The 15,156-nt window shown below is 64.1% G+C and carries 10 protein-coding genes; 3 read left to right on the top strand and 7 right to left on the bottom strand.

The window, feature by feature from the left end:
* Window positions 1-243: 243 nt before the first annotated feature.
* A complete protein-coding gene (locus BMZ97_RS25940; protein ID WP_092176732.1) occupies window positions 244-630 on the top strand; it encodes a hypothetical protein in 387 nt (128 codons plus the stop codon).
* A gap of 170 nt (window positions 631-800) precedes the next feature.
* On the opposite strand, the gene BMZ97_RS31390 is transcribed toward BMZ97_RS25940, so the two are convergent.
* Window positions 801-956, bottom strand: a complete 156-nt coding sequence (locus tag BMZ97_RS31390; RefSeq protein WP_175525745.1) for a hypothetical protein — start codon at window positions 954-956, stop codon at window positions 801-803.
* Window positions 957-1,101: 145 nt separating this feature from the next.
* Here BMZ97_RS31390 and BMZ97_RS25930 point away from each other — a divergent pair, with 145 nt between their 5' ends.
* Window positions 1,102-1,794: an acyl carrier protein gene (locus tag BMZ97_RS25930; protein WP_092176727.1), complete on the top strand. Its 693-nt coding sequence runs from the start codon at window positions 1,102-1,104 to the stop codon at window positions 1,792-1,794.
* 86 nt (window positions 1,795-1,880) lie between these two features.
* A complete protein-coding gene (locus BMZ97_RS25925) occupies window positions 1,881-2,285 on the top strand; it encodes a hypothetical protein (RefSeq protein ID WP_139221339.1) in 405 nt (134 codons plus the stop codon).
* A gap of 674 nt (window positions 2,286-2,959) precedes the next feature.
* Here BMZ97_RS25925 and BMZ97_RS25920 read toward each other — a convergent pair.
* From BMZ97_RS25920 to BMZ97_RS25895, 6 genes are all read right to left on the bottom strand, one after another.
* A complete protein-coding gene (locus tag BMZ97_RS25920) occupies window positions 2,960-4,171 on the bottom strand; it encodes a beta-ketoacyl-[acyl-carrier-protein] synthase family protein (RefSeq protein ID WP_092176855.1) in 1,212 nt (403 codons plus the stop codon).
* 14 nt (window positions 4,172-4,185) lie between these two features.
* On the bottom strand, window positions 4,186-4,485 hold the full coding sequence (locus tag BMZ97_RS25915; RefSeq protein ID WP_139221338.1) for an acyl carrier protein: 300 nt from the start codon (window positions 4,483-4,485) through the stop codon (window positions 4,186-4,188).
* Window positions 4,486-5,188: 703 nt separating this feature from the next.
* The gene (locus BMZ97_RS25910; RefSeq protein ID WP_092176719.1) at window positions 5,189-6,037 is read right to left on the bottom strand and encodes a lysophospholipid acyltransferase family protein; all 849 of its coding nucleotides are present in this window, start codon (window positions 6,035-6,037) and stop codon (window positions 5,189-5,191) included.
* Window positions 6,038-6,472: 435 nt separating this feature from the next.
* Window positions 6,473-7,564, bottom strand: a complete 1,092-nt coding sequence (locus BMZ97_RS25905; RefSeq protein ID WP_210188333.1) for a formylglycine-generating enzyme family protein — start codon at window positions 7,562-7,564, stop codon at window positions 6,473-6,475.
* Between the two features lie 157 nt (window positions 7,565-7,721).
* Complete coding sequence (locus tag BMZ97_RS25900; RefSeq protein ID WP_244546600.1) at window positions 7,722-8,654, bottom strand: DUF4399 domain-containing protein; 933 nt, start codon at window positions 8,652-8,654, stop codon at window positions 7,722-7,724.
* 481 nt (window positions 8,655-9,135) lie between these two features.
* Window positions 9,136-15,108, bottom strand: a complete 5,973-nt coding sequence (locus BMZ97_RS25895) for a DUF3320 domain-containing protein (protein WP_092176716.1) — start codon at window positions 15,106-15,108, stop codon at window positions 9,136-9,138.
* Window positions 15,109-15,156: the final 48 nt, after the last annotated feature.

The following is a 15,156-nucleotide window of genomic DNA, read 5'->3' as shown; positions in this document are numbered from 1 at the left end:
GAAGGATGCTCCAGTTTGCTCCGGAAACGCCTTTTGGAGCATCCTTCGAGCCGCAGTTCTGCGGAAGCGCTGCTCGGGATGAGGGCTGTTGGGTCACATGCGATCGCTCTGACGGAAGCCCCCGCCCGCTTGATTAGATCGTTAATATGTGAACTATCGCGCAGCCGCGCCGTGCCAACAGAATTTGCCGCCAGAATTTCACGTCACCCCAAATTTCGTACCGCCAAGGACAGGGACAAGACCATGGACGAACTGATCTCCCGCATCATCGCGGCCTCCGGCCTCGATGAGAGCCTCGCCCGCAAGGCGCTCGGCATCATTCTCGCCTTCCTGCAGAAGGAAGGCCCGCCGGCCGAGATCGGCCAGCTGATGACCTCCCTGCCCGGCGCGCAGGAGCTCGCCGATGCCGAAGGCGGCGCCAAGGGCGGGCTGATGGGCATGGTCGGCGGCCTGATGGGCGGTGGCGGCGGCGTCATGGCGCTCGGCGGCCAATTGATGGGCGCCGGCCTCTCGATGGGCCAGATCCAGTCGGTCTCGAAGGAGATGTTCGCGGTCGGCCGCGAGAAGGCGGGCGAGGACACGATGGGCGCAATCGTCGGCGCCATTCCGGGGCTCGGCCAGTTCGTCTGAGCGACGCCCGGGAAACACCCAAGCGAAGCCGCCCGGAATGGGCGGCTTTTTTGTTGGGCGGTGGGCGTTAAGGGGCCGGCGCGGCCAGTGTCTCAGTTTGTGGCAAGCCGGCATTGAGGATTGAAGGATACAGTCCCTCACATCAGAGGGAATGCAGCATGGCCCAACGATCAAAGTCCGACGACCGCAAGGCGCGCAACGCTGCCGAAGTTCAGCTTTTCGTCCAGCGTGCCGGACGCAAAACGCGAGCCGGCGGCCTTGATCCAAACGACCGCAACGTCGATCACCGCGTCGCAGAAGCGGTCAGGCGGATGAAACCGGACCAACTCGACGCGCTCCTGCGCGACGGCGAGGACGAGTAGCCGCAAATGGGTCGGAAGCAGATGCTAACCCTGATCACCAATCGGCCGCTCTTCGTGCTGAACATAAAAACCACTGCGTGCTAAATCCAATTGGCGGGAGGCGGCGGTAATGCTCGATGCGTTGGAGGTCGACGACGACGATTCCGTCTCGATCGTCGAGGAAGTAGAAAAGGCATTCGGCATCACGCTCAGTGATGCCGAAGCGACAGCCTGCAATACGGTTGGAGATTTATTCGCACTAGTTTGCACAAAAGTGCCAACTGTCAGCGGCAGTGATCAGTTGCCTTGTCTTACAGCATCCGCCTTCAGAGCAATTCGTCGAGCAATCCGATTTCGGAAACCGACAAGTCAGATTCGACCAGACACCCGCTTAGATAGCGTCATCGACGGGGACGATCATCGAGCTTGGCGTGACTATCTCACGAGCCACACCGGCTTGCGCCTTCCCGTCCCGTCGCTTCAGAAATCTAGTATCTTGTTCGCGGGGTTCGTCATTATTTCGGGAAGCGCGATTCTAGTGATGGGCCTATCGGTTCCGAAGCTGTTTTTGGCAGGGGTGATTGGGCTGTCCGCAGCCTTAGCGATCCAATACCGATACGGCCGACGGACTTGGAGCGAATTCGATACAATCGGTGATCTCGCGCGAGAGGCATCGGCGTTAAGCATTGCCCAGGCCATCAGGGCTAACGGCTCGGTCCGTAAGGTCGAGGCATGGAGTGCACTTGTCGCTCTTGTCGCCCCGTTCTCGCAGCGAAATGGTGACATTGGCACGCGAACAAGGTTCTTCACAGAGCGTCGTTAAAAGCGACTTTGGGTCGAAGCTTCCGTTAATGCCAACGAAATTAGCTTCTACTATGAGGCGAATGACGATTCTGGGGAAGCGCAGCCGTGATTATTCGGGCAGCCAAGATCTTTCTGACACTAGGTAGTGAACTCATTGCAATGCCCATCTTTTTGGGGCCGTTCATGCTGGTTCCCAGCTGGGTGTCATATACCCTTTACGTCATTGGCGCCCTTTTGATTGGCTGCTACTATCTAATCAGGAAAAATTTTTCGGAAGTTCGATTGAAGGAAATTCGTATCCAAGATGAGATCAAGGCTTTTTATGGACTTTATCCGTGGAGAGCAGCAGGAACAGGAATACTAATCGCATTTGGAATTTTTGTCGTCATTAGCGACGATTACATTGATTGGACCGCCGCCCAAGCGTTCTCTATTGGCATATCATTATGGGCGGTCCCACACCTGATAGGCGAGATTTTCTTCGGTGGTCGGCGCATGCCGCCAGCCTAAGCCCGCTATGGGTCGAGAGCCGACCGTCCCGCCAGGTCGCTGGCTGCTCTCAAGCGTCCGTTGGCGCCCTGTCGATACCGCCTATAGCGTTTCGGCATTGAGGTTGAAACGGCCTAGTCATTCCGGGCGGAGCGAAGCGCAGGCCCGGGATCCATTCCTGAGCCTTGCCGATCAGCGCTCCGGCATGGATCCCGGATCGGCGCCGCTGAAGCGGCTTGTCCGGGATGACACGCCCTGTGATGCGATCGGATTGCAGCCCGACCTAATACAGACGGCCTTCAGCGCTGAGAGATGGGTTATCCTCTGCGGTCATTCCGGGACATGGCGCAGCCATGGGCCCGGAACCCAGAACCGATGCGTGTCGTCGTGAAGCGAGCCGGCGATCCGTGCCTTCCCAAACAGTGACATCGGTTCTGGGTTCCGGGCTCGATCCTTCGGATCGCCCCGGAATGACGGCGGAGGCTCGACCATAAGTCGATCTCAAAACCCGTCGACCTCACCCGTCATGGTCGGGCTTGTCCCACGGCTGTCCACGTCTTCGCTGGTCGAGACCTGCGTTCAAGACGTGCATGCTCGCCACAAGGGCGAGCATGACGACGAGGATGACACTCCGGGCACAGCCGCGCAGCCCGGGGATGACACGCCCGGTGATGCAATCTGATTACAGCCTGCTCTCAAGCCCCAATCGACCTGAAGATCAGCGCGGCATTGATCCCGCCGAAGGCGAAGGAATTCGACATCGCGGCCGGAACCGGCATCGCCCGGCCCTGATTGGGCAGGCAGTCGAAGTCGCATTCAGGGTCGGGAGCGTCGAAATTGGCGGTTGGCGGAACCATCGAGTTCTCGATCGCCATGATCGTCGCAATCGCCTCAAAAGCGCCGGCCGCGCCCAGCGCATGGCCGGTCACGCCCTTGGTCGAGGAGACCGGCGGCAGCGGCTGATCGCCGAAGAGGCGCTTCAGGGCCAGCGTCTCCGTGCGGTCATTGGCGCGGGTGCCGGTGCCATGGGCGTTGACATAAGCGAGATCGCCCGCGCTCAGCCCGGCGTCCGTCAGAGCCAGGCTCATGGCGCGCACCATGCCGTCGGCATTGGGCGCGACGATGTCGCCCGCATCGGCGCTGAAGCCGAAGCCCGCCGCCTCGACCGTGGGCTCAAGGCCGCGGCTGCGTGCATGCGCCTCGGTCTCCAGCACGATGACGCCTGCGCCTTCGGACAGCATGAGGCCGTCGCGCCCCGCAGCAAAAGGCCGGCAGAGGCTGCGCGACATGATCTTCATGGCGTCCCAGGCGATCAGGGTTCCAGCCGAGAGCGGAGCCTCCGTGCCGCCGGCGATGACGATGTCGGCGAGGCCGGCGCGCAGAAACTGCATGGCGATGCCGATGGCGTGGCTCGCGGAGGCGCAGGCGCTCGAGGTCACGAAGCAGGGGCCGGTCGCGCCCGACATGATCGAAACCCAGCTCGCCGAGGAGCTGACCATGACCTTGGGCACGGTCATCGGATGCGGGCGCTTGTTCAGGTGGTAGAGCCTCGAATACTGGTCGTCGACGCTGCATTGCCCGCCGGCGGAGTTGCCGAGGATGACGCCGACGCGCTCGGGGCGCGGCAGGCCGTTTCCCAGCCCGGCGGCAACAAGCGCCTGGCGCGCCGCCGCGACGGCAAACAGGGCGTTGCGGTCGCAGGCCGAGCGTGGGAGTTCCAGCCCCGCCATGAAGTCTTCGCCCGCGACTTCCGCCACGCGGATGCCCTTGCCCGGCAAGGCCGACGCCTCCCCCACGCTCCCGCGCCCCGCCAGCAGAGCCTGCCAGAAGCTGTCAGTGTCGCAACCGATAGGTGAGACGACGCCGAGGCCGGAGACGACGATCCGCGTCGTCCCGCCTGCTTTCATGCCGCCGCCTGCTTTCATGCCGCCCGCTTTTTGGCCACGAGCTTGCCGACTTCGTCGCAAAGCTCGCCGATCGTCTTCACATCGTTGATGTTGTTGTTGGCGTTGTAGTCGATCTCGATGTTGAAATGGTCTTCGAGCTTGAAGATGATCTCGACGAAATCATAGGAGTTGAAGCCGGTATCCTCGAGCAGGGTCTCGGGCCCCCAGGCAACGGGCGCAAGCTTGCCCCGGCCGCGCGATGCGTTCTCCGCAATGACCTGCTTGAGCATCTCGATGAGGACATCGACCGTGACCGCTGGCACCTCACTTGTCATGGTCTTAGTGCTTTCCCCATCCGAAACAGCTTAGTCGCACATTTGCTTGAGTCCGCCGGGGCCGTAAACCGTTTATCGGTTCAACGCGCAACCGGTGCGGCGTATGTGATCAGGCCTGGGACACACCAGCCCTCATCCTGTGATGCTTCTCCGCAATGAAGCCAATGATTTCGACGGCTCTGTTTTGACCTTTTATGCGCCGTCATCCTGGGCGAAGCGAAGCTTCGGGGTCCGAAACGTGTCATGGTCGGGCTTGACCCGAGGCTGTCCGGTTGGGGTTTTGGCCCGTGAGCGGATTATGCACGGCTCTCCCCTCATGGGCGAGATGAAGCGAAATGCCGGATGAAGGGCGCGGGGAACCCTTCTCCCGGGTGGGAGAAGGGCAGGGATGAGGGCCCGCCGCTGATTGTTGAGGGCGCGACCACGCCGCAGCCCGGCTTCATCCTGAAGGCGCAGGAGACGATGCGGAGCCGCTTGCGCGATCTGGTTGTCTGGCCTGCCCTCACCCCTGCCCCTCTCCCATCCGGGAGAGGGGTTCCCCGCGCCTGTCTCATTCGTCACCGCCCACTGGAAAGCCTGCGACGAACGGAGCTTTTCGATCGAGCGCTCGCGGCGAACCGGACAGCAGCGGGACAAGCCCGACCATGACGGCAAAGAACAACGCCGTCGCTCAACGCTGAAGGCCGTCAGAGTCAAACAGTCTCTACGCGATCGGCCCGAACGAATCGTCGAGGTAATACCATTGCGCGAGATGGCGCAGGATGATCGGCTCGATCCGGCTGTTGATGAAGGCGACATCGGCGAGCGCATCATCGCCATCGGGATCCATGAAAAACGGTTCCTCGAAATGCAGCCGGAAGCGGACGCCCTCCAAGCGCTCGCAATAGACCACGACGAGCTGTGCGCCGGTGCGCCGGGCGAGCTTGGCCACCAGCGCAAGATTGCCCTTGATGTGAGGCGGGCGCCCGAACAGCGGCGCCATCATCGTGCCGCCGCGCTTTTCGTCCGGGAAGATGGCGAGGACGCCGTTACCCTTCAGGATGGACAGCGCCTGCAGCGCACCAATCCGGTCGGGGGAAAGCACCTTGACATTGAGGCCGCTGCGCGTCGCATCGGCGATGTCGCGATGGGCCGCATTCTCCGGAACCTCGGAGATCGAGGCGATCGAAACGCCGATCTTCTGCATCGCCGCCGCCATCACCTCCCAATTGCCGAGATGCAGGCACAGCGCGATGGTCGGGATCTTGCCGAGATTGGCGCGGGGGGCCTCGATACCGACGAGCTCCATCCGCCTGGCGGAGGTCAAACGATGGACGATGGAGAACTCGGCCATCAATCGCCCGACATTGTCGACGAAGCGCCAGACCAGCGCCTCGACGTCCGCCTCGGGCATGGCCGGAAAATGCTGCCGGATATTGGCGCGGGCCTTGCGGGCGACATCCGGGTCGATGAAGCGGATCTTGAGCCAGGCCAGGCGGGCGCCGAGATTCGAGACGAACCCAATCGGCAAGTGCCGCATGGCGTGATGCAGCACGCGCTCCAGGGTCTGCATGGGTGACGATCCATACCAGAGGGTCTGTCGGGCAGAACGCTCGACGATGCGGGCGGGCAAGCCACCCTTCGGACGCAGTGTCGACCGGCAGGCCCGCTCGAGCCTATAGCCTCATCGGGGCGACGCTTCAAAGCGCTGGACGCATATCGGCAGGGACAGTGGCGCTTCGCCCAGACCGGAGTTCACGGCCGAGCGTCGCATCGTTGCGGCCAAGGCCGATCGACCCCCTATGGCGCCGCGCACATGCAGTTTGCTGCGGGTATAGCGGGGCCGAATTTGTCGACGACCGGCCTCCTCGTCATCTGAATAAAGCCGGCCGCACCATGTCAAACAGCCCGAGAGCCGGATGATCTCATCTGAGATCATCCGGCTCTCGTCAAAGAGTTAGAGCAGGATCAATGCGAAAAACCGGTTCCCACTTTTTCGCATCCTGCTCTAGCGCTCCCGCACGACGCGAAAGCCGTTGGTCTGGAAGCGCACATCAAAATCATATTTGAAGCGCGAGGCCGAACGGACATATTGCGGCTCGCTGCTGAAGGAGCCGCCGCGCAGGACGCGTTCCTTGCAGCCCGGCTTCACCCAGGCCGAGCCATTGGCGGGCGCGGATCTGTAGCTGTCGTTCCAGCAATCCTCCACCCATTCCGCCAGGTTTCCCGACATGTCATGGAGGCCGAAATCATTGGGCGGATAGCTTGCGACCGCAACCGCAGCTGTCGAGCGCGCGCCATCGCAGCCCGAACAGTTGGCGCGCCCCTTTTCCATCGCCTTGCCCCAGAAATAGCTCGTGGCCCGGCCGGCGCGCGCGGCATATTCCCACTCGGCCTCGGTCGGCAGCCGATAGCTCTGGCCGGTCGTTTTCGACAGCCAGGCGACATATTGCTGCGTGTCCTCCCAGCTCAGATTGCCCACCGGCCGCTTGCCCCGGCCGGCGCCGCGATCATCCGGCGAGAAGGCGCAGCCCTTGGCCGCGACACAGGCATCCCATTCATCATAGGTCACCTCGGTGCGGCCAATATAAAACGGCTTCCTGATGGTGACGGTGTGGACCGGCGCCTCGAAGCGAAACGGTTCTGCCGATCCCATGGCGAAAGCGCCCGCTGCAATCGGAATCATCGGTGGGCACTCCGCGCAATCCTGCAAGGGAGCGTTGGCAGGTGCGACCGGCGCAGGGGGCGGCGCAGCAGGGGGCGGCGCCTTGCCACTCAAGCGCTCGATCCGGGCACGGGCCTCCGCCGCATAGAGCCCGTTTGGCCAGGCATCGAGATAGATCCGAAAATCGCCGAGATCTGTCTTGTCCTTGATCGAGTTCCAGTAGCGGGTCTCGAGGCTGCCCGCATCAGCGGCCGGCGCGGCCGGGGCCGCTTGAGCCAGAACGATCGCGCCGGGAGGGCGCGGCGCCGATGACCCGGCGGAAGCCGGATGCGGCAAGAGCCAGACAATGAGGCCCAATGCGACAGCCATGAGCCTGGATGCACGCGTCAGATACGGAAAGCCGGAGCCCAGGATCACATTCAATTCAGCTGCCATGGACTACCATCGTCTGCGAAATACCGGGAGCGGGGCAAGATTCTAAAGATCTTACAATCATCGGATCAGAGTTACTCGCGCCGCGCCGAAGTTTTTCGACATCCACTCCTGTCTCTCCCGCGCCTGTCCTGCCCGCACCTGTCTTGCCCGCACCTGTCTACCAGCGCCGCTGCCTGTGCGGCCGCACCACCCTCACTTCGATCCGCTGTGACATGACCGGCGGATCATGCGGGATATGGTCTTGATCGCCCAGCACGAGCTGCAGCGTGTGCCGGCCGGGCGTTAGCGTGATCTTCTTCTCAGTCTCACCGCGGCCGAAATGGAGATGGTTCGGATCGCTGGCGATGGGCTCACCCAAAGCGGGAGCGGGCCGGTCGATGATGAGATGGTGATGCCCGGTGCCGGCCTTGACGACACCTGCCGGGGCGACACCCATATTGCGCAGCCCAAACCGGACCGTCAGGTTTTGCGGGACGACCGAGCCGTTGGAAAGGCCGATGAAATAGACCTCCGCATCCGGCAGCGACGCCGTGCGCCCGGGCGCGGTGGCCTTGTCGGACACCGTCACGTGGATCACCGCGGACATGATCGGAGGATTATGCGGCACATGGTCTTGGTCGCCGAGCAGCAGCTGCAGCGTATGCGGGCCCGGAGCGAGGACAAGCTCGGCTTCCGTCTGGCCGCGACCGAAGTGCAGATGGCCGGGATCGCTCGGAATCGGCTCGCCTAACGGCGGCACCGGGCTGTCGATCAGAAGGTGATGATGGCCTGAATTCGCTTTTGCCACCGCCGCCGCAACAACGTCCAAATTGGATGCGCCGAACTTGATGGTGAGCTTCGGCGGAATGACGGCGCCATCCCTGAGATCCGTGAAAAAAACCGTGGCATCAGGCCGGATCGGCGTGCGCGGTGTCTGCGCCGGGGCGAGCGCGGGCGTCAGGAGCAGGATCGAACAGACTGCCAAGGCCCGCAAGGCATAACGATCCAGCATGATCCAGCTCCTTCGCAACCAGCTCGTCACAGGAGTAGCAGAACAGGAGTAGCAAAACGGCCCTGGAAAGGCAAAAAACCTCCGCTCTGGCGATGTCATGGGCAAAGCCGGGCCGGAGCACGGCCGGCGTCGCGCTGTGGCAGCGGCTTAGAAACCTTTTGCTCCCCGCCCGCGCACTTCGTTCGACAGAGGCTCGGCCCCACCTTGTCGCCATCCGCCGGGGATGGAGAGGCACTGACCGGCATCGTGTCCATGAGGGGCTCTCATCACCCTTTGGCAAGATCGGCAAGAGCGGTCTTGGCGTCGCGCGTTCTGACCCTGATCGTAGGTAAGACGCTATGCTGCCCGCCGAACCCGTGCGAGAGAAGCGACGACGCAAGGTCGCCCCAATCTCGACAGTAGGCTGTACGCATCGGTCGCTTCGAACGAGGCGAAATCCTTCGCCGCGCTACTACCGGAGAAGATTGACCGCCCTAGTGGCGCATCAAAACTGCGGAATTGTCGGGCGGCGCAAATGCGCCAACTGCAGACAACGGGCAATGGCCCGCAACCAGACGATCCTGATCGCAACATCTGGTATCTATCGGCCATCGATCTCGGTCGAGGCGACATAGGCGGCAGCGTACACAAGCGCTTCGTCCAGCCGCGCTCGCGAGGTCGCCGCCAAGCGCTCCACGCCCAGTAGACGCGCGAGAGCCAACGCGCAATCGTCTGCCTGAAGCAGGGCCGGCTGGTTGACGACAAGGCTGGCGAGCTCGGCAAGCGGAATGTCCGCGATCCCTCGACGCGCCTCGGCATCGATCGGCGCGCGATAAGCAACGATCGGTTCAACCGTGCCAGGCTTCCAAAGAAACTCGCCACTGGCTTCGCTGGTGCGTTCGACATCCCGCAGATGCAGCTGGATGCGTTCGCGGATCTTGCTGCCGGTGCGCAGCCAGCCATGAGCGCGGGCGATGCGCTGCGCCAGCACCTCCTCGCGCAGCGGGGCCTCGGCGTCCATGACGGCATCCACCATCGCGCGCAGGGTGGCGCAGTAGCTGAACTCATGAAACTGGTCGGGCTCGGCGCGGAAGCGCGCGAGGTCCGCCAGACAGTAGCGGAGCGCCTCGGCGCTGCCGGGCGGCGTGCCCGGTCCGGGGCCGGCGGCAGACAGCCTCATCGGCTCTTTCGCCGGTGCCGCCATGAGATCGACGGCCGGGACCACGCTCGCCTCGGTCGTCTGTGACATCGAATCCTCTCGGCGACCATCATCACGCGCGATCGTGTCTGTCGCCGTTGGAGCAGGCTCGACCTCGTCGCCGAGCTCCCAACGGACGGTCTGATCCGGAGCTGTTTCGATGTCCGTCGCGCGGCTGTCGGCCAGCAGTGCCGTCAGCGCCTCGTGGAGACGAACGGCAGCGCCCTTGGCATCGAACCACCAATCGGTCGACCAGACGCGGAGGATGTTCCAGCCGAGCCCGCGCAGAACCTGCTCGCGCACCTTGTCGCGATCGCGCGCCGTGGCCGAGCTGTGATAGGTCGCGCCATCGCATTCGACGCCCGCCAGATACGCTCCGGCGTGATAGGGATGCTTCACGCCGATGTCGATCCGGAAGCCGGATATGCCGACTTGGGGGACAAGGTACCAGCCGAGGCGAGTTAGCTCTGCCGCGACGGCCTCCTCGAAGGGCGATTCAAGAGCCCCGACTGAACCCTCGTCCTGCGCCGGCAGGGCGATCGCGCCGCGAACGGCGAAGTCGAGGAAGGTCTTGAGATGCTGAACGCCGATCGCCTTGGTGCGGCCGATGTCGATATCGTCGGTGCCGAAGCCGGAGAACACCACGAGTTCCTGCCGGGCGCGGGTCACCGCCACGTTGAGGCGCCGCTCGCCGCCGTCGCGATTGAGCGCGCCGAAATCCATCGTGCGCTTGCCTGCGGCGTCCTTCGAGAAGGTGATCGAGAACAGGATCACGTCGCGCTCGTCGCCCTGCACGTTCTCCAGGTTCTTGACGATGCACGGCTCGATGCGGTCCTCGGAGAAGAACCATTCGAGCGCGGAATCCGTACGGCGTGCTTCGTCGAGAAGGTCCTGGATCAGCGCCTGTTGCTGGGCGTTGAAGGTGATGACGCCGAGCGTCGGGCGGCTCGCCTCCGGCAGCGCCAGCCACCCGCGCATGCGCCTGACCGCGTCTTCGGTCAGCGCACGAGCCTCGGTGCGGTTGGTGCGGCTCTTGCCGCGATCGTAGACGCCGTCGACCCGAACCAGCCTGACCGCCTTGTCCTCGACCGCCGGTGCGGGGAAGGTGATCAGCCGGTTTTGGTAGTAGTGGGCATTGGAGAACGCGATCAACGATTCGTTGCGGCTGCGATAGTGCCAGCGCAGATCGCGCACCGGGATTCCGGCGGCCTTAGCTTCGTCCAGAATGCTTTCGAGGTCCCGCTCATGCTCTGCGATCTCCTCCTCGTCCTCGTTGCGGCCGAAGAAGTTGGTCGGCGGCAGCTGGCGCGGATCGCCGACGATGATCGTCTGCTGCGCCCGGGCGATCGCGCCGACGGCGTCCCAGGTGGTGATTTGCGAGGCCTCGTCGAAGATCACGACGTCGAACAGCGCCTGATTGGGCGGGAAATACTGCGCGATCGACAAAGGCGACATCAGCATGCAGGGCGCGAGCTTGCCGAAGCTGCCCGGCATGGCGCCGATCATGTCGCGGATCGAGCGGCTCGGCCGCTGCAGCTCCATCTGATGGCGCAGCAGCCCGAGCTCCGAGTTGCGCGGCACGCTCTGAACGGAGGGCAAGCCATGCGCCAGGGCGCCGATTACGCGTGCGGTCGCCTTGGCTCGGACGAGATCGTCGATCTCCCGGAACTCCTCCACGGCATGTTCATGCTGGAAGCGGCGGAAATCGCGCAGGGTCGCTTCCGCGTCGAGCGCCTGCGGCAGCCACCAGCGTGCATAGGCGAGATCGAAGGTGGCCCGCGCCTCATGGGGCGCCAGCGCGCCGCTCTCCAGATCGGCGATCAGAGGCCCCAGCCCCTGCTGCTCTCCCTGCGCTCTGACCCTGCACCAGCTCGTCCAGTCGCGCAGCAATTGCCGAGTGTTCGCGAGTTCATGCGCCACAACCGTGAGATCGGACAGCAACGTCTCGCTTTCCGAGCGTGACGGATCCGTTCCGGCTGCCTCGGCAAAATGCGCTCTCGCCGTCGCGTAACCGGCGAAGGCCTCGCTATAGGCCGCAGCTGCCTGCCAGATCGGCTCGGCATCCGCGCCCGGTATGAGGACGGGAGCGATCGCCTTGACCACCGCACGGATATCCTCGGCGACCCGTCCGAGCCGCAGGAGGCTGTCCCGTAACTTCGTCGCGCCGGCCAGATGGCGGTCGATCGCCGAGACATCGGTGTCGAGGCCGGAAAATGCGAGCGGCTTGCCGGCAAGCCCGTTGCTCTCGACGGAAGCGCGCAGCGCCTGCAGCCGGCGCAGGACGGGCAGATCCTTGGCAGGGGCGGACTGGCCGGCAGCAGCATAGCCTTGCAGCAGCTTGCCCACCCGCCGGCGCCCCAGCCAATTGCGCGGCCAGATGGCGGCTTGCGCCTCGCGCCAGTCCCGTTCCAGCTCGTCGACGGGAATCCGGACGACGGAGTCCCGGCTGAACGTTGCTGAGAGCTCCGTTTCAGTCGCGCGATAGGAGCTGATCGAGCCTTCGAGTTCCGCGAGCGCCTGTCTCAGTTGCGCGAAGCCGGGATCGAAGGTGATGCGGTAGTCCTGGCCGGCGCTCTGGTGCAGGGTGACGGCCACGAGTGCGAGGCGCTCCAGTTCGGCGTTCGCGGCATCGCTGCGCGCCGCCAAACCGAGATGGGGGAGAAACGCCGCGAGCGCCGCGCCGAGGATCGTTACCTGTCCCGCTAGACCGCGCGCGGTCGCCAGAAGACGCTCCTGCCAGGCCGAGGACCATTCGGGCGCATCGACGCAGGCGAGGACCGGCGCACGCTCGACGGCTGCGAATACACGGCCGATCTCCTCGGCCAGATCGCCGAGCCCGCGCCGGGCGGCATCGTCATGGAGATCGCGATGCGACCAGGACAGTTCGGGAGCGTGACGATCCCGGCCCAGCAGGGAGATGCCAAGTGCGGCATAGGCGCTCAGCCCATTGGCATGGCGCCGGTGGAGCGCCTCGACATAAGCGTTCAGGACATCTCGCCGCACTTTCAGCCGATGGTTGACCTCGACCCAGTCGGAGGACGAGGCGGCGCGCCCCTTCTCCCACGAGGTGCGCAACTGCGCGAGGAACGATTTGCGGTCCGCCTTGTTCGAATGCAGCTCCAGGCAATGGTCGCCCAGTCCGCGCCCTTTCAGGCGGCGATGGACGACGTTCAGTGCCGCGGTCTTCTCCGCCACGAAGAGCACGGTCTTGCCGTTCGCCAGGCAGTTCGCGATCATGTTGGCGATCGTCTGGCTCTTGCCCGTGCCGGGTGGGCCGATGATGACGAAATCGCGTCCCTCGGCCGCGGCGACGCTGGCGGCGATCTGCGAGGAGTCGGCCGGCAGCACCGAGACGATGTCGGCGGGCGCATAGCGGCGGTCGAGCTCGCGCTCTTCGACGAAGCCCTCGTCGGTTGCGGCGAACGCCTGCTCCGGCGTATCGATCAGGTGCCGCACGACCCGGTTCTGCCGCAGCGCGTCGGTCCGTTCGACGAGATCCTTCCACATCAGATATTTCGCAAAGGAGAAGGTCGAGAGCGCCGCGTCGTCGATTACCTCCATGCCGGGTACGTCGCGCACCGCCTGGCGCATTGCGCCGAGCAGGCGCGGCACGTCGATCCCATTCTCGTCCTGCGGCAGTTCGCCTGCGAATTGCGGCAAGGACAGATCGAACTCACGCTCCAGAAACTGCAGCAGCGTCGCGTTGAAGCGCGGCTCGTCCTCGTGAAAGCGCAGCGTGAATTGTGAGCTGGCACTGAGCCGGTCGAGTTTGACCGGCAGCAAAAGGAGCGGCGCCCGGTAGCTGCGCTCGTCGCTCGGCTTACGTTTCCAACGCAAGAACCCGACGGCAAGAAAAAGCGTGTTGGCGCCGCCCTCGGCGAAATCGTTGCGTACCTGACGATGCAGCTCAATCAGCCGCGCGTCGAGATTCTTGGCGTCTAGCAGCGATGCGAGTTCGCCCCGCGCCAGCGCGTCCGCCGCAAAACCGCGATGCAGGTCCTGGCCGCGGACTTCCCGGTAGAGTGCCTCGTCGCGCTGCCCAAGCGGGTTATGCTCTGGCAGCGAGATCAGCCGCATCGCGGCTCCCTCCGAGAGCCTGTCCTCGAGATATGCGATGTCGGTGCACAGGAAGGGGATCGTCTTCTTCGAGTCGGGGAAGTTAAGCAGCCGGTTGCGCAGCGTCAGATCCAGCAGCTTCTTTTGCCAGCGGTCGATGCGCCCGGCCGCCGTGGTGGGCTTCAGCTCGGCGACCTCCGCCGGCAGGGGGGAGAGTTCCGCCGCAACCGGGAGCGACAATGCGATGTCTCCGTCCTCTTTCTCGTCCGAGACGGCGGCCGGCGCATGGGAAGCAAGCGGCGTGATGCCGCCGCTGCGCGACCTGTGCAAGTCGATCGCCGCCTCGAAGCCCGCGGCTTGCGCTTCTTCGAGGCGAGGCTCGAGCAGCCGGCGGGCATGATCGAGCGTCGCAACCGGTCGATGCGTCACGCCAGTGGTCTCGAAGACGACGAACTCGCGGGCCGCAATGGCCTTGCGGACCTCTGTCAGGTCGTTCTCCACCGCATTCAGGAACGTCCGCTTCGTCAGCCACACGCCGATGGCGGCGTGATCCTTGAAGAGCAGCACGGCGGCATTCAGCCCGCAGCCCTCGAGCGCGGCGGCGAAGAGCAGGGAGCTGTCGAGGCAGGTCGCCAGCCTATCCTGGGCAATGGTCGCAGGGCGACGGACCTTCTGGCCACGCTGTTCGAAACTGGCCGGAGGCTCCGCGTAGTGCAGCTTCATCGCCGCGATGGCAGAGTAGACCGCCGATGTCAGCAGCAGGCTCCGCCGCGGGTCACCGGATTGGTAGCCGTCGAGACCTGGGGAGTGGCCATGCGCCGTCAGCGCCTCGGCCGTGGCGCGCAGGATCTTCGCGACGGCTGGGTCGTTGGGAAGGACGAAAGCCGGCAGCAACTGCGCCATGTCGGCGACGCCGCCCCATTCGTCCCGCGCGAGAAGCCGCACTGGAAACCTAATCTCCGCCAGGCACTCATCCCGTGCGTAGAGGCGGAACGTGATCTCGCCGCGTTCGGCCTCGTTGAGACCGGCAAGGTAACCGGCATCGAGGTCGATCCGCCGGTCGCTGATAGTGATGCGATCGCCCGGCGCTAGGCGATCGAGCGTCCAGAGCTTCGGTCGAAGAAAGGCCGGCGTCGATACCATCGCCAGGCGGCACTGCTCGAAGTGCCTGTCGGTCCGGTTGACGATCGCCAACGATCGCAGCACTGGAATAGCGTTCTGATAAGACGCGTAAGTGAAACTTCTGGCGACCTCAGCATCAATTACAACCGATGGCGGCGCCTCGACGCCACTCGCGTACCCTTGTTCTCGTTTCAGCATGTCGCTCCCCAACGAGTTCAGGATAGAACCTGCAGTTGTGGCACGCCA

It is taken from the genome of Allobosea sp. OK403, from assembly GCF_900113835.1.
In the GTDB taxonomy this organism is placed as follows: domain Bacteria; phylum Pseudomonadota; class Alphaproteobacteria; order Rhizobiales; family Beijerinckiaceae; genus Allobosea.
Note: the sequence above shows the minus strand (reverse complement) of the source record. Positions and strands in the feature narration are given on the sequence as shown.